20 protein-coding genes are annotated in these 22,838 nt (G+C 70.8%); 7 read left to right on the top strand and 13 right to left on the bottom strand.

Annotation, left to right across the window (positions count from 1 at the left end; translation table 11 throughout):
- Positions 1-129: 129 nt before the first annotated feature.
- Together pth and MRBLWH7_RS00730 are read right to left on the bottom strand one after the other, a co-directional pair.
- Positions 130-714, bottom strand: a complete 585-nt coding sequence (pth, locus tag MRBLWH7_RS00735; RefSeq protein ID WP_341998215.1) for an aminoacyl-tRNA hydrolase — start codon at positions 712-714, stop codon at positions 130-132.
- 120 nt (positions 715-834) lie between these two features.
- Positions 835-1,470 carry a 50S ribosomal protein L25/general stress protein Ctc gene (locus MRBLWH7_RS00730; RefSeq protein ID WP_341998213.1) on the bottom strand — a complete coding sequence of 212 codons (636 nt, stop codon included), beginning with the start codon at positions 1,468-1,470 and terminating at the stop codon, positions 835-837.
- A 281-nt stretch (positions 1,471-1,751) separates the two neighbouring features.
- On the opposite strand from MRBLWH7_RS00730, the gene MRBLWH7_RS00725 reads away from it, so the two are divergent.
- Entirely contained in the window at positions 1,752-1,874 is a 123-nt protein-coding gene (locus MRBLWH7_RS00725; RefSeq protein WP_262927523.1) for a hypothetical protein, read from the top strand.
- A gap of 23 nt (positions 1,875-1,897) precedes the next feature.
- Here MRBLWH7_RS00725 and MRBLWH7_RS00720 read toward each other — a convergent pair whose 3' ends face one another.
- Positions 1,898-2,635 carry an FCD domain-containing protein gene (locus tag MRBLWH7_RS00720; RefSeq protein ID WP_341998209.1) on the bottom strand — a complete coding sequence of 246 codons (738 nt, stop codon included), beginning with the start codon at positions 2,633-2,635 and terminating at the stop codon, positions 1,898-1,900.
- 150 nt (positions 2,636-2,785) lie between these two features.
- Between MRBLWH7_RS00720 and MRBLWH7_RS00715 the strand changes: the two genes are divergently transcribed.
- The 3 genes from MRBLWH7_RS00715 (at position 2,786) to gndA (ending at position 6,495) form a co-directional block, all read left to right on the top strand.
- Positions 2,786-4,186 (top strand): gluconate:H+ symporter, encoded by a 1,401-nt coding sequence (locus MRBLWH7_RS00715; RefSeq protein WP_341998207.1) that lies wholly within the window; start codon positions 2,786-2,788, stop codon positions 4,184-4,186.
- Between the two features lie 20 nt (positions 4,187-4,206).
- Positions 4,207-4,719, top strand: coding sequence for a gluconokinase (locus tag MRBLWH7_RS00710; protein ID WP_341998205.1), 513 nt, complete (start codon positions 4,207-4,209; stop codon positions 4,717-4,719).
- 174 nt (positions 4,720-4,893) lie between these two features.
- Positions 4,894-6,495 carry an NADP-dependent phosphogluconate dehydrogenase gene (gene gndA, locus MRBLWH7_RS00705; RefSeq protein WP_341998203.1) on the top strand — a complete coding sequence of 534 codons (1,602 nt, stop codon included), beginning with the start codon at positions 4,894-4,896 and terminating at the stop codon, positions 6,493-6,495.
- Between the two features lie 85 nt (positions 6,496-6,580).
- Here the strand turns inward: gndA and MRBLWH7_RS00700 are convergent, their stop codons facing one another.
- Positions 6,581-7,924: an FAD-binding oxidoreductase gene (locus tag MRBLWH7_RS00700; RefSeq protein WP_341998201.1), complete on the bottom strand. Its 1,344-nt coding sequence runs from the start codon at positions 7,922-7,924 to the stop codon at positions 6,581-6,583.
- Between the two features lie 104 nt (positions 7,925-8,028).
- Between MRBLWH7_RS00700 and MRBLWH7_RS00695 the strand changes: the two genes are divergently transcribed.
- Positions 8,029-9,018, top strand: a complete 990-nt coding sequence (locus MRBLWH7_RS00695) for an SDR family oxidoreductase (protein ID WP_341998199.1) — start codon at positions 8,029-8,031, stop codon at positions 9,016-9,018.
- Positions 9,019-9,032: 14 nt separating this feature from the next.
- Here MRBLWH7_RS00695 and MRBLWH7_RS00690 read toward each other — a convergent pair whose 3' ends face one another.
- Entirely contained in the window at positions 9,033-9,758 is a 726-nt protein-coding gene (locus MRBLWH7_RS00690) for an ABC transporter ATP-binding protein (RefSeq protein WP_342002176.1), read from the bottom strand.
- Between the two features lie 65 nt (positions 9,759-9,823).
- Complete coding sequence (locus tag MRBLWH7_RS00685) at positions 9,824-11,293, bottom strand: ABC transporter permease (protein WP_341998196.1); 1,470 nt, start codon at positions 11,291-11,293, stop codon at positions 9,824-9,826.
- Between the two features lie 239 nt (positions 11,294-11,532).
- Between MRBLWH7_RS00685 and MRBLWH7_RS00680 the strand changes: the two genes are divergently transcribed.
- Both MRBLWH7_RS00680 and MRBLWH7_RS00675 read left to right on the top strand, forming a co-directional pair.
- Complete coding sequence (locus MRBLWH7_RS00680; protein WP_341998194.1) at positions 11,533-12,261, top strand: response regulator transcription factor; 729 nt, start codon at positions 11,533-11,535, stop codon at positions 12,259-12,261.
- Positions 12,258-13,838 carry an ATP-binding protein gene (locus MRBLWH7_RS00675; protein WP_341998192.1) on the top strand — a complete coding sequence of 527 codons (1,581 nt, stop codon included), beginning with the start codon at positions 12,258-12,260 and terminating at the stop codon, positions 13,836-13,838. The genes MRBLWH7_RS00680 and MRBLWH7_RS00675 overlap by 4 nt, the downstream gene beginning before the upstream one ends.
- A gap of 124 nt (positions 13,839-13,962) precedes the next feature.
- Here MRBLWH7_RS00675 and MRBLWH7_RS00670 read toward each other — a convergent pair whose 3' ends face one another.
- The 7 genes from MRBLWH7_RS00670 to glmU all read right to left on the bottom strand — a co-directional run bounded on the left by MRBLWH7_RS00670 (position 13,963) and on the right by glmU (position 22,837).
- On the bottom strand, positions 13,963-15,525 hold the full coding sequence (locus MRBLWH7_RS00670; RefSeq protein ID WP_341998190.1) for a flavodoxin reductase: 1,563 nt from the start codon (positions 15,523-15,525) through the stop codon (positions 13,963-13,965).
- Between the two features lie 4 nt (positions 15,526-15,529).
- Positions 15,530-16,084, bottom strand: a complete 555-nt coding sequence (locus MRBLWH7_RS00665; RefSeq protein ID WP_341998188.1) for an MOSC domain-containing protein — start codon at positions 16,082-16,084, stop codon at positions 15,530-15,532.
- Positions 16,081-16,980 carry an FAD:protein FMN transferase gene (locus tag MRBLWH7_RS00660; RefSeq protein WP_341998186.1) on the bottom strand — a complete coding sequence of 300 codons (900 nt, stop codon included), beginning with the start codon at positions 16,978-16,980 and terminating at the stop codon, positions 16,081-16,083. Before MRBLWH7_RS00660 ends, MRBLWH7_RS00665 begins: the two co-directional genes overlap by 4 nt.
- 2 nt (positions 16,981-16,982) lie before the next feature.
- The gene (locus MRBLWH7_RS00655) at positions 16,983-17,465 is read right to left on the bottom strand and encodes an FMN-binding protein (RefSeq protein WP_341998185.1); all 483 of its coding nucleotides are present in this window, start codon (positions 17,463-17,465) and stop codon (positions 16,983-16,985) included.
- Positions 17,466-17,541: 76 nt separating this feature from the next.
- Positions 17,542-20,301, bottom strand: coding sequence for an HAD-IC family P-type ATPase (locus MRBLWH7_RS00650; protein ID WP_341998183.1), 2,760 nt, complete (start codon positions 20,299-20,301; stop codon positions 17,542-17,544).
- Positions 20,302-20,355: 54 nt separating this feature from the next.
- Positions 20,356-21,390, bottom strand: coding sequence for a ribose-phosphate diphosphokinase (locus MRBLWH7_RS00645; RefSeq protein ID WP_341998181.1), 1,035 nt, complete (start codon positions 21,388-21,390; stop codon positions 20,356-20,358).
- A complete protein-coding gene (gene glmU / locus MRBLWH7_RS00640; protein ID WP_341998179.1) occupies positions 21,365-22,837 on the bottom strand; it encodes a bifunctional UDP-N-acetylglucosamine diphosphorylase/glucosamine-1-phosphate N-acetyltransferase GlmU in 1,473 nt (490 codons plus the stop codon). The genes MRBLWH7_RS00645 and glmU overlap by 26 nt, the downstream gene beginning before the upstream one ends.
- Position 22,838 lies beyond the last annotated feature (1 nt).

Genomic DNA, 22,838 nt, shown 5'->3' with positions numbered 1-22,838 from the left:
GCCCCTCTCGCTCCTCATTCCAGGACGTGAGCCGGGGTGCGGAGCAAAACCGCGACATCGTTCCGCATCTCGGCTCTCGACCTCAGATGGGGATGCGGGAGGGCCTGAGTGACCGAGCGGGCAGGGAGCTCAGACGCGGGGCGCGTGGTGCTTCTGCTGGGTGGCGAGCAGGCCCTCGGCGACGAGCTGCTCGACCGCGTCGGCGGCGTCGCCGACGAGGATCGGGAGGTTCTTGCGCTCGGTGGCGCCGAACGGGTCGAGCACCCAGTCGGCGGCGTCCTGGCATCCGGGAGGGCGCCCGATGCCGACGCGCACGCGCGGGAACTCGGGCGTGCCGAGGGCCTTCGCGACGTCGCGCACGCCGTTGTGGCCGCTGTGGCCGCCGCCGATCTTGAGCTTGATCGTGTCGAACGGGATGTCGAGCTCATCGTGCACGACCACGACGTGGTCGGGGTCGATGCCGTAGAACTTGGCGAGCCCGGTGACCGCCCCTCCCGAGACGTTCATGAAGGTGTTGGGCTTGGCGAGGATGAGCTTCGGCCCGCCGGGGCGCAGCCACGTCTCGACGACGCGGGCGTTCGCCTTGTGCGCCTTGAACGACTCGCCGCGGCGGCCGGCGAGCTCATCGACGACGAGCTGCCCGACGTTGTGCCGCGTGAGCTCGTAGCGCGGGCCGGGATTGCCGAGCCCCACGATCAGCCACGTGTCTGCCATGTCATCCATCCTGCCCCAGCCCGCGCCGCGTCGGCGGCGAAGCCCATCGCGAAAACGCGGTGAGGGGGCGCGGCATCCGCACCCCCTCACCGGAAAGCGATCCGCTCGCTCGGCGACCGATTACTCGGCGGAGGCCTCCTCCGAAGCCTCCGACTGCTCGGCCGCGACCTCGGCGTCGGCTTCGGCGATCTCCTCCTCGGCGGCGATCGCCGCAGCGGGGACGGCGATGGCGACGACGAGCAGCTCGGGCTCGGCGGCCAGCACCGCGCCCGTCGGGAGCTTCAGGTCACCGGCGGTGATGTGGGTGCCCTCTTCGAGCCCCTCGACGTCGACCTCGATGTGCTCGGGGATGTGGGTCGCCTCGACTTCGAGCGACACGGTCTGCGCGTCGAGGTTGACGATGGTGCCGGCAACGGGCTCGCCCAGGACGACGACGGGGACGTCGACCTGGATCTTCTCGCCCTTCTTCACGACGAGCAGGTCGATGTGCTCGATGATCTGGTGCACCGGGTCCTTCTGGACGTCCTTGACGAGCGTCAGCTGCGACGTGCCGTCGAGGTCGAGCTCGAGCACCGCGTTGGCACGGCGGATGAGCAGCGAGACCTGGTGGCCCGGGAGGGCGACGTGCACCGGGTCGGTGCCGTGGCCGTAGATGACGGCGGGGATCTTGCCGGCGGCGCGGAGGCGGCGGGCGAAGCCCTTGCCGAAGCTCTCGCGAAGCTCGGCCTGGACCTTGGTGTCGGGCTCGGTCGACATGGGTTCTCCTTGCGGGCGTTGTGCCCTTTTCTGGGGCGGCGCGGGGCCGTTCCGAATCGGCCTGCGCGGTGGCGGGCCCGGGTATTGGGGATGACTTCGACTCGAACGCGCACGCGTGAGGAAAGCCCGTGGGGCCGGCATCACCGCGTCGATCACGGATGCCGCAGCCCGCCGTGATCGACGGGCGCGAGGCATCCCTCGCCGAAGTTCGGACAAGAGTCTACCAGCGCCCCCGCTACGATGAGGAACGCACCTGCTTCCCGCTCACACGGAGGACCCCCATGGACTACGGCTTCGCAAGCCACGCTCTTCTCTGGCTCATCGGCGCCATGGCCGCTGTCGGCGCCCTGGGCACGGTCCTCGCGTTCTGGAGCCTCGGCCGTCAGGGCTACCGCAAGGACTGAGCTCGCCGCCCGGGTCCTGAGCGCTATCGCTCCCCGGGCACCTCGGCGAGGTCTTCTCCCACCGCTTCGTCCATCGCGGCGTCGGATTCGCTGACGATCCGCGACATCGCCTCGAACGCAGCATCCGCCTCCCCGCTCGCGACCGCGAACGCGACGTCGCGATGCCAGCGCACCGCATCGGGGTTGGCCTTGTGCGGCATCAGCGCGTGGCGCGTGCGGCCCTCGAGCACCGCCTGCACGACACCCCCCAGCATCCCGAGCATCGGATTTCCCGACGCGCTGAGCAGCGTGCGGTGGAACCGCACGTCGGCGTCGAGGTATTCGGCCTCTGACGCGTGCTGGTCGTGACGCGCCATCCCCAGGGCTGCAGCCACGAGCTCCTGACGCTGGACGTCGGTCGCGTTGGCAGCCGCGAGGCGTGCCGCGAGCGGCTCGACCGCGCCGCGCAGCTCGCTCAGCTCGTGAAGCTGCCGCGCGCGCCCAGGCCCGTCGAGCCGCCAGGCGATGATCTCGGGGGCGTAGACGTTCCACTGCTCCACCGGGAGCACCTCGATGCCCGCCTTGCGGCGCACCTGCACGAGCCCGAGGGATTCGAGCACTCTGACGGCCTCTCGCGCCGCGGAGCGGGAGGCACCCGAGGACTCGGCCAGCTCGGTGGTCAGCAGCCGCGAGCCGGCGGGATGTTCGCCGTGCACGATCGCGGCGCCGAGCCGCTCGACGAGAGCGTCGTGAACGGGGCTGCCGTGAGGAGTGTCGGCCATGGTCCGATTGTGCCCCACGGCGGTCGTATCATCCGACATTCGAGCACTAGCTAGCTTTTATGTCGTACATATTGACACTTTCCACGGTTCACGTCAGACTAAACAGCATCTTCGGGTCAAAGACCGACCACGTTTCGATCAAGGACGCTCATGGATCTCTCCGGACTTCTCTCCCTGCCGGCCGCCGCCGTCGAAGTGACACCCATCGGCCCGCCGTGGCAGCTGCTCACCGCCGCGGTCATCGGCATCGCGATCATCGTGGTGCTGATCACGTGGCTGAAGGTGCACCCCTTCCTCGCCCTGATGATGGGCGCCATCGCCACGGGGATCATCGCCGGGTTCGAGCCCGGCAAGACGATCGTGAGCTTCACGACCGGCTTCGGCGCGACGATGGGCGGCGTCGGCATCCTCATCGCCCTCGGCGCCATCTACGGCAAGCTGCTGGCCGACTCCGGCGGCGCCGACCGCATCGTCGACACGCTCGTCGCCCGCGCCAGTGCGCGGAGCCTTCCCTGGATCATGGGCTTCATCGGCGCGATCATCGGCCTGCCGATGTTCTTCGAGGTCGGCCTCGTCCTGCTCGTGCCGGTCATCATCCTGGTCGCACGCCGCTCCGGCCTGCCGCTGATGAAGATCGCGATACCGACGCTGGCCGGCCTGTCCGCCATGCACGGGCTGGTGCCGCCGCATCCCGGCCCGCTTGCGGCGATCGACATCCTCGGTGCCAATCTCGGCCTCACCCTCGCACTCGGCGTGCTGGTGGCGATCCCCGCGGTGATCGTCGCAGGCCCCCTGTTCTCGGGCCTCGCCGCGCGGTGGGTGCGCGTTCCCGTGCCCGATCTGTTCGTCACCGCCGAGGACGAGGGAGAGCAGCAGACCCGGCGCCCGTCGTTCGCCGCGACGCTCGCGAGCATCCTCCTGCCGGTCGTGCTCATGCTCGCCCGCGCGATCGCCGACATCGTCGCCCCGGGCTCGACCTCCCCCGGCAAGGCCGTCATCGACTTCCTCGGCACGCCCGCGATCGCCCTCCTCATCGCGGTGATCGTCGGCTTCTTCGTGCTCGGCGGCGGGGCAGGCTTCGGCCGCGCCGAGATCGCGAAGTCGGTGGGCTCCTCACTCGGCCCGATCGCCGGCATCCTGCTCATCGTCGGCGCCGGCGGCGGATTCAAGCAGGTGCTCGTCGACACCGGCATCGGCGACGTGATCGCGGGCCTCATCGCCGAGTCGGGGCTGTCGATCCTCTTCCTCGCGTGGCTCGTGGCCGCGGTCATCCGTGTCGCCACCGGGTCCGCAACGGTCGCCACCATCACCGCGGCCGGCATCCTGCAGCCGCTCACCGAAGGCCTCGACCCGGCCATGTCGGCACTCCTCGTGCTCGCCATCGGCTCGGGATCGGTGTTCCTCTCGCACGTCAACGACGCGGGCTTCTGGCTCATCAAGGAGTACTTCGGTCTCAGCATCCCGCAGACCCTCAAGAGCTGGACGGTTCTCGAGTGCCTCATCTCAGTCGTCGGCTTGATCGGCGTGCTCATCATCGGTGTATTCGTATGAGTGAGGAAAGGGGGACACGGATGCTGTCCACTCCGCCGATCCTGGTGCTGATGGGTCCGTCGGGCACCGGCAAGTCCACCGTGGGGGCCATGCTCTCCGGCAGGCTCGGATGGCCGTTCCAGGAGGGCGACGACCTCCATCCGGCCGCCAACGTCGACAAGATGCGACGCGGCCACGCGCTGACGGACGAGGACCGGATCCCGTGGCTCGAGACCGTGGCCGCGTGGATCGACGAGCGACGCGCGGCGGGCGAACCCGGCATCGTCACCTGCTCGGCGCTCAAGCGCAGCTACCGCGACATCCTCCGCCGTGACAACGTCACCTTCGTGAACTTCACGGGAGACGCCGCGGTCGTGCGCGACCGCATGATGCGGCGACAGGGGCACTTCATGCCCCCGGCGCTACTCGACTCCCAGTTCGCGACGCTGGAGCCGCCCGGGCCGGACGAGCAGGCGATCGACGTCGACGTCGCGCTGGCGCCCGAGGACCAGGCGGCGCTCGTCGCATCGGCGCTCCGCCTCGAAGGCTCGTGACGCGCCGGCGGAGGCGACGACGCTCCAGGGCTAGGCTCGTCACGTCAGCCGCGAGCCGCGACACCCGGACCTGCTCACAACCGGCCCCCCGGCCGCGTGAGCACTCGGCCATGCCGTGTAACACGGACGCGCCAGACTTTAGGCTGAAAAGACGACTTAACCCCAGGAGCGCGTGTGTCTTCCAACGACCCTTCCGGCAACCCGAGCCAGACCAACATCTCGACGGATCAGGACCAGGCGCCTGACGAGGCGACGCAGGCGCACGAAGCCGCGCCGGCACCCGAGGACGTCGAGCGTCCCACTCCCCAGCCCGGCGGTCCGGCGTCTGCTGCCGCCGCGACGGCGAACATCGGCGTCGTGGGTCTCGCGGTGATGGGGTCCAACCTCGCCCGTAACCTGGCCAGCCGCGAGGGAAACACGGTCGCGGTGTACAACCGCAGCCGCTCCAAGACCGACGAGCTGACCGAGACGCACCCCGAGGCGGAGTTCGTCCCCGCGTTCTCCTACGAGGAGTTCGCCGCGTCGCTGCAGAAGCCGCGCGCCGCGATCATCATGGTCAAGGCCGGCCGCCCCACCGACGCGGTCATCGACTCGCTGGTCGAGGTGTTCGAGCCGGGCGACATCATCGTCGACGGTGGCAACGCGCTGTTCACCGACACGATCCGCCGCGAGAAGGCCGTGCGTGAGACCGGCATCAACTTCGTCGGCGCCGGCATCTCCGGCGGCGAGGAGGGCGCGCTCAACGGTCCATCGATCATGCCCGGCGGCTCGGACGAGTCGTGGGTGACCCTCGGCCCGATCCTGAAGTCCATCGCCGCGGTCGCCGAGGGCGAGCCGTGCGTCACCCACGTCGGCCACGACGGCGCCGGCCACTTCGTGAAGATGGTGCACAACGGCATCGAGTACGCCGATATGCAGCTCATCGCCGAGGCCTACGACCTGATCCGCCGCGGCACGGGCAAGACCCCGGCCGAGATCGCCGAGGTGTTCGCCGAGTGGAATCGCGGCGAGCTCGAGTCGTACCTCATCGAGATCACCGCGGAGGTGCTCCGCCAGGTCGACGCCGCCACCGGCCGGCCGCTCGTGGACGTCATCCTCGACCAGGCAGGCGCCAAGGGCACCGGCGCGTGGACCGTGCAGACCGCGCTGTCGCTCGGTGTGCCGGTCTCGGGCATCGCCGAGGCGACGTTCGCCCGCTCGCTGTCGTCGCACCCCGAGCAGCGCGAGGTCTCGCGCGACCTGCCCGGCCCCGAGGAGGGCCTGAAGGTCGACGACGCCGACGCGTTCATCGAGGACGTGCGCCTCGCGCTGTACGCGTCGAAGATCGTCGCGTACTCGCAGGGGTTCGACGAGATCCGCGCCGGCGCGGCCGAGTACGACTGGACCATCGATCTCGGCGCCGTGTCGAAGATCTGGCGCGCCGGCTGCATCATCCGCGCCCAGTTCCTCAACCGCATCGCCGACGCGTACTCCGCCGAGCCCGAGCTGCCCGTGCTGCTCACCGCGCCGTACTTCGTCGAGGCCCTCGGCCGCGCGCAGGGCGCGTGGCGCCGGATCGTGTCGGCCGCCGCGGGCGCCGGCATCCCGGCCCCCGCGTTCTCGTCGTCGCTGTCGTACTACGACGGCCTGCGCGCCGAGCGCCTGCCCGCCGCGCTCATCCAGGGCCAGCGCGACTTCTTCGGCGCCCACACCTACAAGCGCATCGACAAGGAAGGCACCTTCCACACGCTGTGGTCGGGCGACCGCACCGAGATCGAGGCCGAAGACACTCACTGAGGCATCGCGTGCACGTACCGAGGGCGGATCCCCACGTGGGGATCCGCCCTCGGCGTCTCAGCCCGCGTCGGTCGCGGACGCAGTCTCAGCCTGCCTGACCGTTCGGACCCGGCTTCACGTTGTGGTTGCGGCAGAACACGTTCCCCGGGTCCCACTCGCGCTTGACGGTCGCGAGACGGGCCATGGTCGCGGGCGGGTACATCCGGTCGGCGAACGACGCATCGGTCGACACGGTGAAATTGCCGTAGACGCCCGACCCCTTCGCCTCGATCGCGTCCCATTCGGCTACCACCTGCGCCCGGGTCTCGTCGCCGAGCATGCCCGGCACGTCGAACGCGCCGGCCATGGCGAACCACGTGGCGTCGCGCGCCGGGAACGCCGAGTCCTCCTGGGCGACGTCGCCGTACGCGCCGCCCAGCGACCGCAGGAAGGCGACAGAGGCGGGATGCCGCTCGCGGAACGACACCATCCGCTCGATCGCGTCGTCGTCGAGCACCGGCAGCAGCGTGTTGCCGCCGACGAAGCCGGGCATCGGCTGCTCGGGATCGAACTCGGGGGCTTCGAGGAGCACGTCGGGGTAGTCGTGCACGCCGAACTCGCGTTCGGTGACCCCGGGCGCGTCCGCGATCGGCGCCAGCGCGCGTCGCGCGGCCTCTTCATCGGTACCGATCCACACCGCCGTGATCGAAGCCCCCGCCGGCGCGTTCGGGTCCATCGCAGGCACGTCCATGTAGGTGATCGTGAGCTCGCGAGGAGCGTCGGCCATCAGGTCGCGCAGCGCGCGGATGATCGGGCGGGCGTCGCCGTCGATCCCGTACACCGCGTGCACGACGCCGTCGAGCGGGTGCGCTTCGAAGTCGAACCGGGTGACGACGCCGAAGTTGCCCCCGCCGCCGCGGAGCGCCCACAGCAGCTCGGGGTGCGAGGCGTCCGTCGCCTCGACCACGTCGCCGCGCGCGGTGACGAGCTGCGCGCCCACGAGCTGGTCGGAGGCAAGGCCCCACGCGCGCACCATCCACCCGATGCCGCCGCCGAGGGTGAGGCCCCCGACGCCGACCGACGCGGTGTCGCCCGAGCTGATGCCCAGCCCGCGCTCGGCGAGCGCGTGGGCCACCGCGCCCCACTGCGCTCCCCCGCCCACGCGCACCCGCGTGCCCACCACCTCGATGTCGTCGAGGGCGGAGATGTCGAGGGTGAGGCCGCCGGGCACGCCGCCCCAGGCGCTGTGACCGCCGCAGCGGATCATGACGTCGAGCTTCTCGGCCGAGGCGTAGCGGAGGGCGCCGCGCACGTCGTCGACGGTGGCGGCGCGGATGACGGCGGCGGGCGAGCCGATGCCGGAGTGGAAGCGGCGGGCGGATTCCCATTCGGAATCGCCCGGACGGATGACGGTGCCGACGGAGCCGGCGCTGAGGTCGTCGTTGCTCATGACGGCCACGCTAGGGGGCATCGCCGACATCGACCAGGGTGTTCGCCGTCAGCGAGGCCGCCGCCCGCCGTGGAGGGTCGCCGGACGGGCGTAGGCTCGCGAGGGTGACGAGCATCCTCTACATCGGCGGCACCGGAACCATCAGCGCGGCGTGCGTGCGCCGCTCGCTCGCGATGGGGCACGACGTCGCGGTCCTGAACCGCGGCAGTGCGCGGCGCCCGCTCCCGCCGGAGGTCGAGCTCGTCGAGGCCGACATCCGCGATCCCGCGGCCGTCCGGGCCGCGATCGGCGACCGTCGGTTCGACGTGGTCGCCGAGTTCCTGGCGTTCACGCCCGAGCACATCGCCACCGACCTCGACCTGTTCGAGGGCCGCACCGGGCAGTACGTGTTCATCAGCTCGGCGTCCGCGTACGAGAAGCCGCCGCGCCGGCTGCCGGTGACCGAGTCCACGCCGCTGCGCAACCCGTTCTGGCGGTACTCGCGCGACAAGATCGCCTGCGAGGACGTGCTGGTCGGCGCGCACCGCGAGCGCGGCCTGCCGGTCACGATCATCCGGCCGTCGCACACCTACGACGAACGGCTGCTGCCCACCCTGGGCCACTGGAACGACATCGCCCGCATGCGCGCGGGCCGCCCGGTGATCGTCCACGGCGACGGCACGAGCCTGTGGACGATCACGCACGCCGACGACTTCGCCGTCGCGTTCACGGGGCTCCTCGACAACCCCGCCGCAATCGGTGAGGCCTTCACGATCACGGGCACGCACGCGCCGACGTGGAACCAGATCTACGGCTGGCTGGCGGATGCCGCGGGGGTGGCCTCCCCCGACCTGGTGCACGTCGCATCCGACACCATCGCCGCGTTCGATCCCGAACTCGGCCCCGGCCTCATCGGCGACAAGGCTCACTCCATGGTGTTCGACGTGTCGAAGGTGACGCAGCTCGTGCCGGAGTTCCGCACCACGGTGACGTTCGACGAGGGCGCGCGCCGCATCCTCGCGTATTACGACGCCCACCCCGAGGCCCAGGAGATCGACGAGGGCCGCGATGCGGTCTTCGATCGCATCGCGGCCCATGCCCGCTCGGCGGGCTGATCGGACGAGCCGGTTCAGCGCGTGATGTCGCGCACCGTCCCCCCGTCGAGGCGCAGACGGCGCCGGGCGCGTCGCGCGACTGCCGAGTCGTGCGTGACGACGATGAGCGTGAGCCCTTCGCCGTTGAGCGACTCGAGCACGGCGAGGATCTCGTCGCGCATGCTCTCGTCGAGGTTGCCCGTGGGCTCGTCGGCGAGCAGCACGCGCGGACGCTTGACGATCGCCCGGGCGATCGCGACGCGCTGCTGCTGACCGCCCGACAGCTCGCCCGGGCGGTGGTCGGCGCGATCGGCGAGGCCGACGTGAGCGAGGGCCTCGGCGACCCGGGTGCGGCGCTCGTCCTTCGACAGCCCGAGCGGCTCGAGCGCCATGTCGACGTTCTCCTGCGCGGTGAGCGTCGGGATGAGGTTGAAGCCCTGGAACACGAAGCCGACCTCGTGCGCGCGGATGCGGCCGAGCTCGCGGTTGGTCGCGGTCGCGATGTCGATCTCGTCGAGGTGCACCGAGCCGGCGGTGGGCCGGTCGAGCGCGCCCAGCAGCTGCAGGAGCGTCGACTTGCCCCCGCCGGTCGGGCCCTGGATCGTGACGAAGTCGCCCGCCTCGATGGTGAGGTCGACGCCGGCGAGCGCCTTCACGATGCGGCCCTTCTGCGAGTAGGTGCGGGTCACGCCTTCGAGGCGGTACCGCACCTGGGGCGCAGCATCCGGAACTGATTGCGGCTCGGTGTCGATGATGGTCATGACGTGCTCTCCCGTCGGTGAGGTGAGTTCGGGTGCGGTGGGGATGTCGTCGGCCATGGGATGCCTCAACCGACCGATCGGAGCGCTTCGGCGGGGCTCAGCCGGGCCGCGCGCCAGCCGCCGAACGCGCCCGCGACGAGACCGCCCAGGACCGCGATGCCGACCGCGGCGACGACGACCCACAGGGTGATCGGTGCCGAGAGCACGATGTCAGCGCCCGCGGACTGCATGGCGTTGCCGAACGCACCGGGTCCGCCGCCCATCGGGCCGCCGCCCTCGCCACCGGGGCCGAACGTCTGCGCCGTCGGCGCGGTCGAGATCGTCGGCGAGATGAGGTTGATCGCGAGAATGCCGGCGAAACCGATGACGAGTCCCACGACGCCGCCGATCGCGCCCTGCACGACCGACTCCCCCGCGACCTGGCCGACCACGCGGCCGTTCGACCAGCCGATGGCCTTGAGCGTGCCGAACTCGCGGGTGCGGCGTGAGACGCCGGAGATCGTGAACAGCACCGCAAGGACGAGCGCCACCGCGAGGACGATGATCGAGAGCCACGTGCCGAGGTTGGTGATCAGGGACGAGGCGCTCGAGAGCGACCCCGACACGGTCGAGGCGAGATCCGCCTGCGAGCTCACGGTGGCGTCGGGCAGCTCCTCCTGGAGCGCGGCCTGCACCGAGGCGATGGCGTCGGACGACTCGGCCTGCACGTACACGGTGGACACGACATCGCCCGCGCCGGACAGCTCCTGCGCCACGCCGAGGGGGATGTACACGTTCGACGCGGTGTCCGCTTCGTCCGACGTCGAGGCGACGATGCCGACGACCTCGAAGTCCTGGCCGCCGACGTCGATGGTGTCGCCCACCGCGAGTTCGGCCGTCGACGCGTAGGTCGCGTCGAGCACGGCGACGTAGGCGCCATCGTCGGCCGCCTCGAGGCCGCGCCCGTCGGACACCTCGACGGCTGACAGCGGGCCGACGGCGTCCGCCGAGGGGTCGATGCCCAGAACCGTGAACGAGTCGACGTCGAACGAGCCGCCGCCAAAGCTGCCGCCCTCCCCCTGCTGCGGCGGCTGCGCCTGCGTCACGTCGCCCTCGGCACCGTCGGCCGGGCGCTGCGGCAGCTCTCCCGAGAAGGTGGAGTTCGTGAGGCTCAGTGCCCCGGACGCCGCGGCGACGCCCTCCACCTCCGCGACCGTGTCGACGGTCGCGGCGTCGAGCGTGCCGCGCAGGAAGTCGGTCATGAGCCGGGACTGACTCAGCTCGGTCGTGCCGTCGTCGGTCGTCGAGCCGGCGTCCTCGCCGAAGTCGAAGCGCGCGCCGCCGCCCTCGCCGGGCTCCGCCTGGGCTCCGGTGACCGTGAGGTCGGTGCCGACGCCGTACACGGACTCGAGCGCTTCGGCCTGCGCGGCACTCACCCCCGCGGCGAGCGAGTTCACGATCATCACGAGCGCGATCGCGATCGCGAGGCCGGCGGCCACGATGATCGTCTGCTTCTTGCGGCCGGCCAGCTCCCGCCGCAGATAGGTCAGGTACATGGGTCTCCTCTTGGGGCGGGCGGAATGCCGGCCGTCGTCGCGACGCTACGGATCGGTGTGATGCGCCCCGCCAGCGGGAGCTATGTGCGACTTATGAAGGCGACACCGCAGTCGCGACGCGAGAGCCGGGTGGCGCCGGGTTCTCGTCTCACAGCCGTCGTCTCGGGGAGCGCGGATTTCACAGCCGGCGCATAGCGGGCTCCATAGGAATCGCATAGGAAGGCCTCCACAATGGACGCATGAGCACCCCCGCACCGGCCCTTCTGCGTCCCGACGGCTCGAACCTCCGTGTCCTGGTGGTCGACGACGAGCAGATGCTCACCGACCTGCTGTCGATGGCGCTGCGCATGGAGGGCTGGGAGGTCCGCACCGCAGGCTCCGGGTTCGAGGCGCTGCAGTCGGCGCGCGAGTTCGAGCCCGACGCCATGGTGCTCGACGTGATGATGCCCGACCTCGACGGCATGGCCGTGCTGCAGCGGCTGCGTCAGGCCGGCGACGACGTGCCTGTCCTGTTCCTGACCGCGAAGGACGCCGTCACCGACCGGGTCGCGGGGCTCACCGCCGGCGGCGACGACTACGTCACGAAGCCCTTCAGCCTCGAAGAGGTCGTGGCGCGTCTGCGCGGACTCATGCGCCGCGCCGGCACCGCGCACGCCGCGGGCGCCGAGCCGATCCTCCGCGTCGGCGATCTCACCCTCAACGAGGACAGTCACGAGGTCGAGCGCGCGGGCACCGAGATCGAGCTCACCGCGACCGAGTTCGAGCTGCTCCGCTACCTCATGCGCAACCAGCGCCGCGTCGTGTCGAAGGCGCAGATCCTCGACCGCGTCTGGAACTACGACTTCGGCGGCCGCTCCAGCGTCGTCGAGCTCTACATCTCGTACCTCCGCAAGAAGATCGACGCGGGCCACGATCCCCTCATCCACACCGTGCGCGGCGTCGGCTACATGATCAAGGCGCCGCAGTGACGGACCAGAAGGCCCCGGTCGTCTCCGCGGCGGGGACGACGGATGCCGCGACCGGCGCACCCGCGCAGACCGAGGCATCCCGTACATCCGTCGAGGACTCCCCCGGCGCGCTCCCCCGGCGCGCACCGTGGACGCTCCAGCGCCGGCTGATCGTCACGGTGGTCGGCATCACGTCGTTCATCCTGGTGCTCGTCGCGGTCGCGACCAGCGCCATCCTCGGACAAGTGCTGGAGCAGCAGCTCGACACCGAGGTGAACGCCGAACGCCAGAGCGTCGACTACATGCGGGGCCTTGTCGCCGGCGGCCTGACCGCGGAGGAGATCCTGGAGCAGCAGCCGCGTCAGCCGGGGTACTTCCTCGCGGTGGAGTCGCTGCCCAGCGCACCGACCGCAGCCGTCGTCGACGCGAACGGCGACGTCGTCGCACTGAGCGAAGAACAGATCGCCGAGATCAGCAACAGCCTCCAGGGGCAGCGCGGACAGTTCGTGGTGACGATCGACGACCTCGGGACCTACCGCATCGAGGGCGTGTCGTTCGGCGGGACGACCATCATCGTCGGCCTGTCCCGCGCCGGGATCACCGAGACCCTCTCCCGGATGCTGATCACGATCGGCCTCCTCACGGCGGGCGGGCTGCTCCTTCTCGCCGTCGCGACCGCATGGACGATCCGCCGCGGCCTCGCGCCGCTGCGCGCCGTCGCCGACACCGCCGCGCGGGTGTCGTCGCAGCAGCTCGACCAGGGCGAGGTCACGATCTCCGAGCGCGTCCCCGCGCGCGAGGCCGATCCGCGCACCGAGGTCGGCAGGGTGGGCGCGGCGCTCAACACGCTGCTCGACCACGTCGACGAATCGCTCACCGCCCGCCAGCGCAACGAGGAGCGCATGCGCAGCTTCGTCGCCGACGCCAGCCACGAGCTGCGCACTCCGCTGGCGTCGATCCGCGGCTACTCCGAGTTGTCGCTCACGGCGCTCGGCCGCGGTCAGGCAACGGCTCTCGAGACGACCGAGGCGTCGCTGGAGCGCATCCAGGCGCAGTCGCTGCGCATGACCTCGCTCGTCGAGGACCTGCTGCTGCTCGCGCGGCTCGACGAGGGCCAGGAGCTCGTCTACGGCACCGTCGACCTCACCCGCCTCGTGATCGACGCGGTCGGCGACGTCACGCCGACGGGCCCCGACCACGAGTGGGTGCTCGAAGTGGGCGACGAGCCGGTGCTCATCGCCGGCGACACCGGACGCCTCCACCAGGTCGCCGCGAACCTGCTCGCCAACGCGCGAACGCACACGCCGGCCGGCACCACCGTCACCGTGAGCGTCTCACGCCACGGCGACGACGCGATCCTCCGCGTGCACGACGACGGCCCGGGAATCGACCCGTCCATCAAGGACGAGCTCTTCGAGCGCTTCTCCCGCGCCGACCGCTCGCGTGCCCGTCAGACCGGCGGCACCGGCCTCGGCCTCTCGATCGCCCGGGCCATCGTCGACGCGCATGGCGGCAGCATCCGTGTCAAAAGCGGGCCCGGCGACACGACCTTCGAGGTCCGCCTCCCCGCTCGGCCGCTCGACCCCGTCGCCCCCTGACCCGGCTCCTGCGACCTTCGCGAGAGCACACCCGGTGGACGAGGGGCAGCGAACCGACCACCCTCTCGTCCACCCGCCGTGCTCTCGTCGCCGTCGGGCGGACGAAGGATGAGCGCGCGGCGGGTCAGTAGCCGCTGAAGGCGTCGGTGGTGATCGAGCGGGCCTTCTCGAGCGCGGGGGCGAGCTCGGCGATCAGACCGGCCGGGCCGGAGATGTACGCGTGGCGGGCGGCGATATCGGGGACCACCCGCACAAGGCCTTCGGCGTCGAGGCGCACGCCCTGCGCCCACGTCCAGTGGGCGGGGAGGCCGGCGGGCCGGTCGCGCGTGAACACCACGACGCGGGCTCCGGATGCCTCGATCTCGTCGCGGTACGCGAGCTCCGAGGAGTCCGACGCGACGTAGACCAGGACCACGTCACGGTCGAGGCCGTTCGCCCTCGCCTGGCCGAGCTGCGACACGAACGGCGTCACGCCGATGCCGGCGGCGACCATCAGGATCGGCGCGGCGTCGCGCTTGGGGAGCAGGAAGTCTCCCCACACGCCGGTGATCGCGAGCTCGTCGCCGGGTTCGACCAGCGCGAGCGCCTTCTTGTACGAGCTCAGCGCCTGGGGGGTCTTGCCCTCCTTGAAGGCCACCTTCACCAACGGCAGCTCGGCCGGCGCCGACGCGATGCTGAACTCGCGGCGCGTGCCGCGCGCGTCGGGATGGCGGTGCGGCACCTCGAGCTCCAGGTACTGGCCGGGCAGGAACGTGAGCCGGTCGTGGACGCGGAACGTGAGCTCCTGCACGGTCGGGGTCGGCTCGGACCGAGCGACGAGCGTGAGCCTCACGGCGGTGCGGAGCGCGAAGGCGAAGGCGACGAGGTTGCCGACGAGGAGCGCGCGCTCCTGACCGAGGGTGATGTCGCCGATCGCGATCGGCCATCCCGCGAGCACGCCCACGACGCCGGCGACCACGAACTGCTGCCAGCGGCGGGGCGGGAGGGTCAGCGGCTCGGAGAGCATGAACGCGCCGAGGAAGAGGAACGGCGACGACCACAGCACCGGCCACAGGATGTCGAGCGCCTCGATCTCGAGGCCTGCCTCCTGGTACTGCACCGAGGTGCGGATGACGGCGACCGCCACGGCGACGACCAGGAAGACCGCGATCACCCTCACCTTCTCGGTGCGCACGAGCACCGCGAGGCCCAGCAGGATCACCGGCGCGGCGAGCGCGGGCGTGCCCACCCACCACGCCGACGCCCCGAGGTCGGGCCAGGCGAGGCTCAGCAGAGTGAGGACGGTCGCACCGACCGCCGCGGGGTTGAAGATGTGGCGTCCGCGCCACGCGAGCACGTACTTCGACAAGGAGGCGACGGCCGCCGCGATCGCGATGCCGAGGAGTCCCACCAGCTCGTACGTAGGGCGCAGCACGAACAGCAGGATGTGCGCGGTGATCAGCGACGATTCGAGGCGCCACGGAAGGTTCAGCACCCGTTGGGCGGCGGCATCCACCGCCACGCACACGGCCGAGAGCACGACGAGCGTCGCGATCAGCTGCAGGGGGCCGGGCCCGACGAGGTCGAAGAACGACAGCAGCAGCGCCACGACGGCGAGCGCCGCGAGAGCGAGGTAGACGAGGCGGTACATCGACATACGGCCGAGCACCGCGAAGGCGCGGTTCCAGAGAGCAGTGAGGGTGGTCATGAGGTCACACCGGCTGGAGGGGCTCGTGACGCCCGGCAGGCGGGCGGACACGGATGCTGTCGCCCGGGCGCACGACGCCGCCCGCGAGCACGACCGACATGACCCCCGCCAGGCGCACCGTCGCGCCCGTGTCGTCGACGTGGACCAGTTCTTTCATGAGCCCTTCCGAGAGTCCGTTGATCTGTGCGCACGGGTTCCGCAGTCCGGTGATCTCGATGACCGCGTCCTCACCGAGTTCCAGCCGTGTGCCCCGCGGGAGACCGAGCAGGTCGATGCCGGCGGTCGTGATGTTCTCGCCGAGAGCACCGGGCGTCACCTCGTGCCCGCGCTCGGCCATGTCGTCGAACAGCTCGGAGTGGATGAGGTGCACCTGCCGGAGGTTCGGCGTGGTCGGGTCTCGCTTGATGCGCGAAAGGTGCTGCACGGTGGCGCCGGCGTGGGCGTCGCCCTCGACGCCGATCCCGGCGATCAGGGTGATGCTCTCGCGCGCCGGCTTGCTGAAGCGATGCACGTCGTCGCGGGACACAGCGACGACGTGTCCGGGGAGGGGCTCGGTCACCGTCCTACGCTATCCGTTCGAACGAAGAGGTCGGCGCGGCAGCGGGGCGACCACTCGACGCGGCCGTCGGTGGTCATGCGCACCCACTCCACAGCCCACTCGTGGGCGAGGCTCGGCCCGCCGTCGAAGAACAGCGCCGTCGCGATCGCGTCGGCCGTCATCGCGTCGGACGCCACAGCCCACGTCGCCGCGATCGTGCGCACCGGCTCCCCGGTGCGTGCGTCCAGCACGTGATGCAGTGTGGTGCCCGTCGCCGACGGCCACGCGCGCCGGTTGATCGCCGACGCGCAGAGCGCGGCATCCGTCACCTCCCAGACCCCGATCGCGCGGCGCGGATCGAACGGATGCTCCAGCCCGATCCGCTGCGGACGACCCCGTACGGCGAGGTCGCCGCCGGCGTCGACGATGAGGTCCCCGGACTCTCGGCGCGACAGGATCTCGAGCACGAGGTCGACCAGGCGGCCCTTGCCGAGCGCGCCGACGTCGATCGTGGCGGGTTCGGTGAGCGCGAGGCGGCCGCCTCGCCAGACGAGCCGCTCTCGCCAGTCGACGGGAGCGGCGACCGGTCCGGCGTCGTGGAACGAGTAGTCCGCGCCGTAGCCGAGGGCGTCGAGGGAGGCTCCGACGAAGGGGTTGACCGCGCCGTCGGTCGCATCCGACACCGCGGCGAGGGCGTCGAGCATCGGAGGGGCGTCCGAGGGCGCCGGAATCGACCCGCCCGCGCGGGCCAGTGCGCTCACGTCGGAGTCCGGCCGGAACCGCGACCAGGTGTGGTCGAACGCGTCGACCAGCGCGGTCACCTCCTCGCGCACCGCTGCGGAAAGCGGGCGTTCGGTGACGATCTCCCACGTCGTGCCGATGGCGTCGAACCGCCAGGACGCCGGCACGGTGCCCACGGCTAGCTCGCCGCGTCGGACTTGATCGTCTGGATGGCCTTGTTGAAGCCGCCGCTGGTGAGGGACGATCCGGCGACGCGGCTGACCTGGATGTCGTCGATGTCCTCCCCGACCACCACGTCGGCGATGCCGCCGATGAACTGGCCCTGGTACTGCTCGGACTCCCGCTTCTGCGGGTCGCCGGTCACCGTGACGTCGGTGATGACGTCGTTCTCGAGCGTCACCGTGACGCTGATCGTCTCGACCGACTCGGGCGTCGCGTACGAGCCGTCCGCCGTGTAGGTGCCGTCGGCGTACGAGCCGGAGCCGGTCGAGCCCGCGTCGGTCGAGCCGCTGTCGGTCGACGACGACCCGGTGTCGGTCGTCGTGGGCTCCTCGGCCTCGGATACGCTCGCGGCGCAGCCCGAGAGGAAGGCGATGCCGGCGACGGCGGTCAGGGCCGCTCCGGCGCGGACGGGGCGGGAAGCGAGTGCGGTGCGGATCATGACGGTCCTCCTGGCTCGTGTCGGGCTCGCGACGTCGACGCGATGTCTGCGTCGGATCGGATCCTCTCAAGCCCTCCTATGAGCCGCCTTTGAGGGAAGCGGCGGGATGTGCTGAGGAGCGTCGCGCGCGCAGCACCGCCTTCAGCACCTCCACGGCGAGGAAGATGCCGATCGACACGACGATCGGGAGGATCCACGATGCCGCGGGGAGCGGTCGCGACTCGAACAGCACGTTCATGAACGGGACGTAGGTGTAGATCAGCTGCAGCACGACGAGCGCGATCGCCGACCACCACACCACGCGGTTGCCCCGCAGCACGTCGATCGTCAGGCTCGAGCGGGTCAGGAACCGGCAGTTGAAGAGGAACGCGAGCTGCCCGAACGCGAGCATGAGCACCGCCTCGGTGCGCGCCACCTCGATGTCGACTCCGGTCGCCACGACGCCGTAGAAGACCCCCATCGCCGCGCCGCCGATCAGCAGCGACACGACGAGGATGAAGCCGAGCTCGCCGCGGTTGATGATCGGCCCACCGGTCGCCCGCGGCGGACGACGCATGATGCCGCGCTCGGCGGGCTCGTACGCGAGGGCGAGCGAGAGCGTGACCGCGGTGACCATGTTCACCCACAGCACCTGCACGCTCGTGAGCGGCAGCGCGAGGCCGAACACGACCGCGACCAGGATCACGAGCGACTGCGCGCCGTTCGTGGGCAGCAGGAAGACGATCGACTTGCGCAGGTTGTCGTAGATGCGGCGCCCTTCGGCGATGGCGCTGCGGATCGTGGCGAAGTTGTCGTCGGCGAGCACGAACTCCGCTGCTTCCTTCGTCGCCTCGGTGCCTTTGATGCCCATCGCGATGCCGACGTCGGCGCGGGTGAGGGCGGGGGCGTCGTTGACGCCGTCCCCGGTCATCGCGACGACCTCGCCGTGCGACTGCAGGGCACGCACGATGCGGATCTTGTGCTCGGGGCTGGTGCGCGCGTAGACGTCGACGCCCTGCACCACCTCGCGCAGCTGCTCCTGGGTGAGCGCCTCGAGCTCTGCGCCGGTGAGCACCTCGGCGTCGGCACCCGCGAGGCCCATCTCGTGGGCGATCGCAAGGGCGGTGCCGGCGTGGTCGCCGGTGATCATCTTCACGCGGATGCCGGCGGCGTGGCAGTCGGCGATCGCCTCGACGGCCTCGGGCCGGGGCGGATCGGCGATCCCCCACAGGCCGATGAACTCGAGGTCGACCAGGTCGTCGAGCCCGAACTCCTCCGTCGTCGGCCGCACCGGCTTGCGCGCTGCCGCCAGAACACGCAGGCCCTGGCCGCTCAGCGCGGCGACGGCATCGTCCCATCGCGCGAGGTCGAGCGGCTCCGATCCGTCGGCGCCGCGCTGCGTCAGCGACCGCTCGAGCAGGCGGTCCGGCGCGCCCTTGACCAGGATCGCCCGTGATACCTCGCCGGCCTCGCCGCCGGAGCGGGCGCCTTCGTTGAGGGTCGCCATGAGCTTGTTGGCGGAGTCGAACGGGATGACCGCGACCCGGCGTCCGCCCGCACTCCCGACGCCGCCCTTGATCGCGACCGTCTTGAGCGCACCCTCGGTGGGCTCGCCGACGAGGCTCCACATGCCGTCGCCGGCCCGCACGATGTGCGCGTCGTTGCACAGGGTCGCGATGGCGAGGATGGCGGCCAGATCGCCCCGGCTCGCAGCATCCGTTCCCTCGGCGCCTGCCGGCACGATCTCGCCCTCGGGTGCATAGCCGATGCCGGTGACGTCGTACTCCGCGAGCGGTGTGACGATGTGGCGCACCGTCATCTCGTTGCGGGTGAGCGTTCCCGTCTTGTCGGAGCAGACCGTGGTGACCGAGCCCAGCGCCTCGACCGCGGGGAGCTTGCGTGTGATGGCGTTGTGGCGGGCCATCTGCTGCACGCCGATCGCGAGGGTGATGGTCACGAGCGCGGGAAGGCCCTCGGGGATCGCCGCGACGGCGAAGCCGATCGCGGCAGAGATCAGCTCGTCGAACGGCATCCCGTGCAGGAACCGGCCGATCATGAGCATGACCGCCGCCATGCCGAGGATCACGACGGTGAGCACCCGGCCGAACCCGTCGAGCTGACGGGTGAGAGGGGTGGCCAGCGCATCGGCTTCGTCGGCGAGGCTCTGGATGCGGCCGAGCTCGGTCGTCGGCCCGGTCGCGGTGACCACACCGCGGCCCTGACCGGCGCTCACGATCGTGCCCGAGAAGGCCATCGAGCTCCGGTCGCCGACGCCCGCCTCGGCGGAGACCGCGTCGGTGGTCTTGGACGAGGGCACCGACTCGCCGGTGAGCGCGGCTTCGTCGATGCGCAGCTGGTGAGCCTGCAGCAGCCGCAGGTCCGCCGGCACCTTGTCGCCGGGCATCAGCCTCACCACGTCGCCGGGCACGAGATCTTCGGCTGCGACCGTGGCCCAGCCGCCGTCGCGCCGCGCGCTGGCGTCGGCCGACAGCATCCCGCGGATCCCCGCGAGCGCCTTCTCGGCGCGCCCCTCCTGGATGTAGCCGATGACGGCGTTGATGATCGCGACGACCATGATGACCCAGAAATCGAGCCAGTCGCCCATGAGCGCCTTGATGACGGCGGCGCCCAGCAGGATGTAGATCAGGGTGTCGTTGAAGTGCGCGAGGAAACGCAGCCAGCCCGGCTTGCGCGCCGGTTCGGGCAGCCGGTTGGGCCCGGCGATCTCGAGCCGTTCCGCGGCGTCAGAGGCGCTGAGGCCTCCGGCGTCCGCCTCGAGGTGCGTCAGCACGTCGTCGGCGGCGGTCGCCCACGGACGTGCGACGGTGAGGCGGGCTTCCGTCAGCGGCTGAGACATCCTTGCTTCGTCCTTCCGTCGCCGCCGGGCCCGCGTCTCGACCCGCTGCCGGCGTCAGGCGGCTCCGTCGAACATGCTGGTGACGGAGCCGTCCTCGAACACTTCGTGGATCGCACGTGCGAGCAGCGGTGCGATAGGCAGAATCGTAAGCGTCGAGAAGCGCTTCTCGGCGGGGATCGGCACCGTGTCGGTCACGACGACCTCGTCGACCGCCGGGCTCTGCAGGCGCTGCGCCGCGGGATCGCTGAAGATCGCGTGGGTCGCCGCGACGATGACCTTGACCGCCCCGTTCGCCTTGAGCGCCTCGGCGGCCTTCACGATCGTGCCGCCCGTGTCGATCATGTCGTCGACGAGGAGGCAGACGCGCCCGTCGACGGCGCCGACGATCTCGTTGACGGTGACCTGGTTCGCGACGTTCGGGTCGCGGCGCTTGTGGATGATCGCGAGAGGAGCGCCCAGGCTGTCGGACCACTGGTCGGCGACGCGTACGCGTCCGGTGTCGGGCGACACCACGGTCAGGCGTTCACGGTCCACGTCGCTGAGGGTGTTCTCGAAGTACTCGAGCAGCACCGGCTTGGCGAACAGGTGGTCCACGGGGCCGTCGAAGAATCCCTGGATCTGCGCCGCGTGCAGGTCGACGCTCATGACGCGGTCCGCGCCCGCCGTCTTGAAGAGGTCCGCGACGAGGCGGGCGCTGATCGGCTCACGGCCGCGGCCCTTCTTGTCCTGCCGGGAGTACGGGAAGTACGGCGCGACTACCGTGATCCGCTTGGCCGACGCACGCTTCGCGGCGTCGAGCATGATGAGGGTCTCCATCATCCACTCGTTGACCGGCGGCCCGAAGCTCTGGATGAGGAACAGGTCGCAACCGCGGATCGAGACCTCGAAACGGGTCAGGATCTCGCCCGACGCGAACGTGCGGTACTCGGTCGGCACCAGCTCCGTGCTCAGCTGCGCAGCGACCTCGGCCGCGAGCTCGGGGTGAGAGCTTCCTCGTGCGACCACGAGGCGCTTCTTCGTCTTCGCGACGAGTCCCGGGGCGATGTCGTTCGCCCGGTCGAGCTCAACGGTCTTCTTCTTGCGCGCCATCGTCCGCCTTCTGTGCGCTGCGGGCCTTGGCTGCGACATCCGCCGCCCCGGTACCCGGTCTGTTCTTCTCGACCCAACCCTCGACGTTGCGCTGAGGGGCGACGCTGAGAGCGAGGGCACCGGCGGGCACATCCTTGCGGATGACCGCCCCGGCCCCGGTCTTCGCGCCGTCTCCGATCCTAACGGGCGCCACGAAGACGTTGTGGGAGCCCGAATGCACCTCGTCGCCGATCTCCGTGCGGTGCTTGTTCAGGTCGTCGTAGTTCGCGGTGATCGCGCCGGCGCCGAGGTTGACGTGCTTGCCGATGGTGGTGTCGCCGATGTACGACAGGTGCGGCACCTTGCTGGCCTCGCCGATCGTCGAGTTCTTCGTCTCGACGAACGTGCCGATCTTGCCCTTGTCGCCGAGGTACGTGCCCGGACGCAGGTATGCGAACGGGCCCACGGTGGCATTGGCGCCGATGACGGCGAGGGTCGCGTCCGTGCGGGTGACGGTGGCGTCCTCCCCCACCTCGCAGTCGACGAGGCTCGTGTCCGGCCCGACGATCGCACCCGACGCGATCGTCGTGGTGCGCAGGATGTGCGTGTTCGGCAGCACCGTGACGTCGGGCGCCAGCTTCGCGTCGACGTCGATCCACGTCGTCGCCGGATCGAGGACCGTGACACCCTCGAGCTGCCAGCGCCGCACCGTGCGCGCGTTCAGCAGCCGGCCGACCTCCGAGAGCTGGGCACGGTCGTTGACGCCGTACGTGAGGGTGACGTCGTCGACGACGGATGCCGCCACGCGGCCGCCTGCGCCGCGGACGAGCGCCGCCACATCGGTGAGGTACTTCTCGGCCTGCGCGTTGTCGGTGCCGATGGCCGGCAGGTACGTGCGCAGCGCCTCGGCGCGGAACACGTACATCCCCGCGTTGATCTCGCGGACCGCGCGCTCGGCGTCGTCCGCGTCCTTCTGCTCCACGATGCGCGCGACATCGCCATCGGCGTCGCGGATGACGCGGCCGTACCCGGTCGGGTCTTCCAGCACCGCGGTCATGAGCGTGACCGCTGCGTCGGCGGCGCGATGCGAGGCGACGAAGGCCGCGAGCGTGCCGGCATCCACCAGTGGGCAGTCGCCCGAGAGCACCAGCACGTCGCCCGCGAAGCCGCCGAGCTGCTCGAGGGCGACCTCGACGGCGCGTCCGGTGCCGGGGATCTCGTCCTGGTCGACGACGTGCGCGTTGGGGTCGAGGTCGGCGATCGCCTTCGCGACGAGGTCGCGCTCATGGCGAACGACCACCAGGGTCTCGACGGGGCCGAGGTCGGCGGCCGTGTGCAGCACGTGCCCGACGAGCGGGCGCCCGCCGATGCGGTGCAGCACCTTGGGAACCGAGGACTTCATACGGGTGCCTTGCCCTGCGGCCAGGACGATGACGGCCAGTGCGTTGTCGCGGGTCGTGTCGGTCATG

Origin of the sequence: Microbacterium sp. LWH7-1.2, from assembly GCF_038397755.1 — a bacterium.
GTDB lineage: Bacteria > Actinomycetota > Actinomycetes > Actinomycetales > Microbacteriaceae > Microbacterium.
Note: the sequence above shows the minus strand (reverse complement) of the source record. Positions and strands in the feature narration are given on the sequence as shown.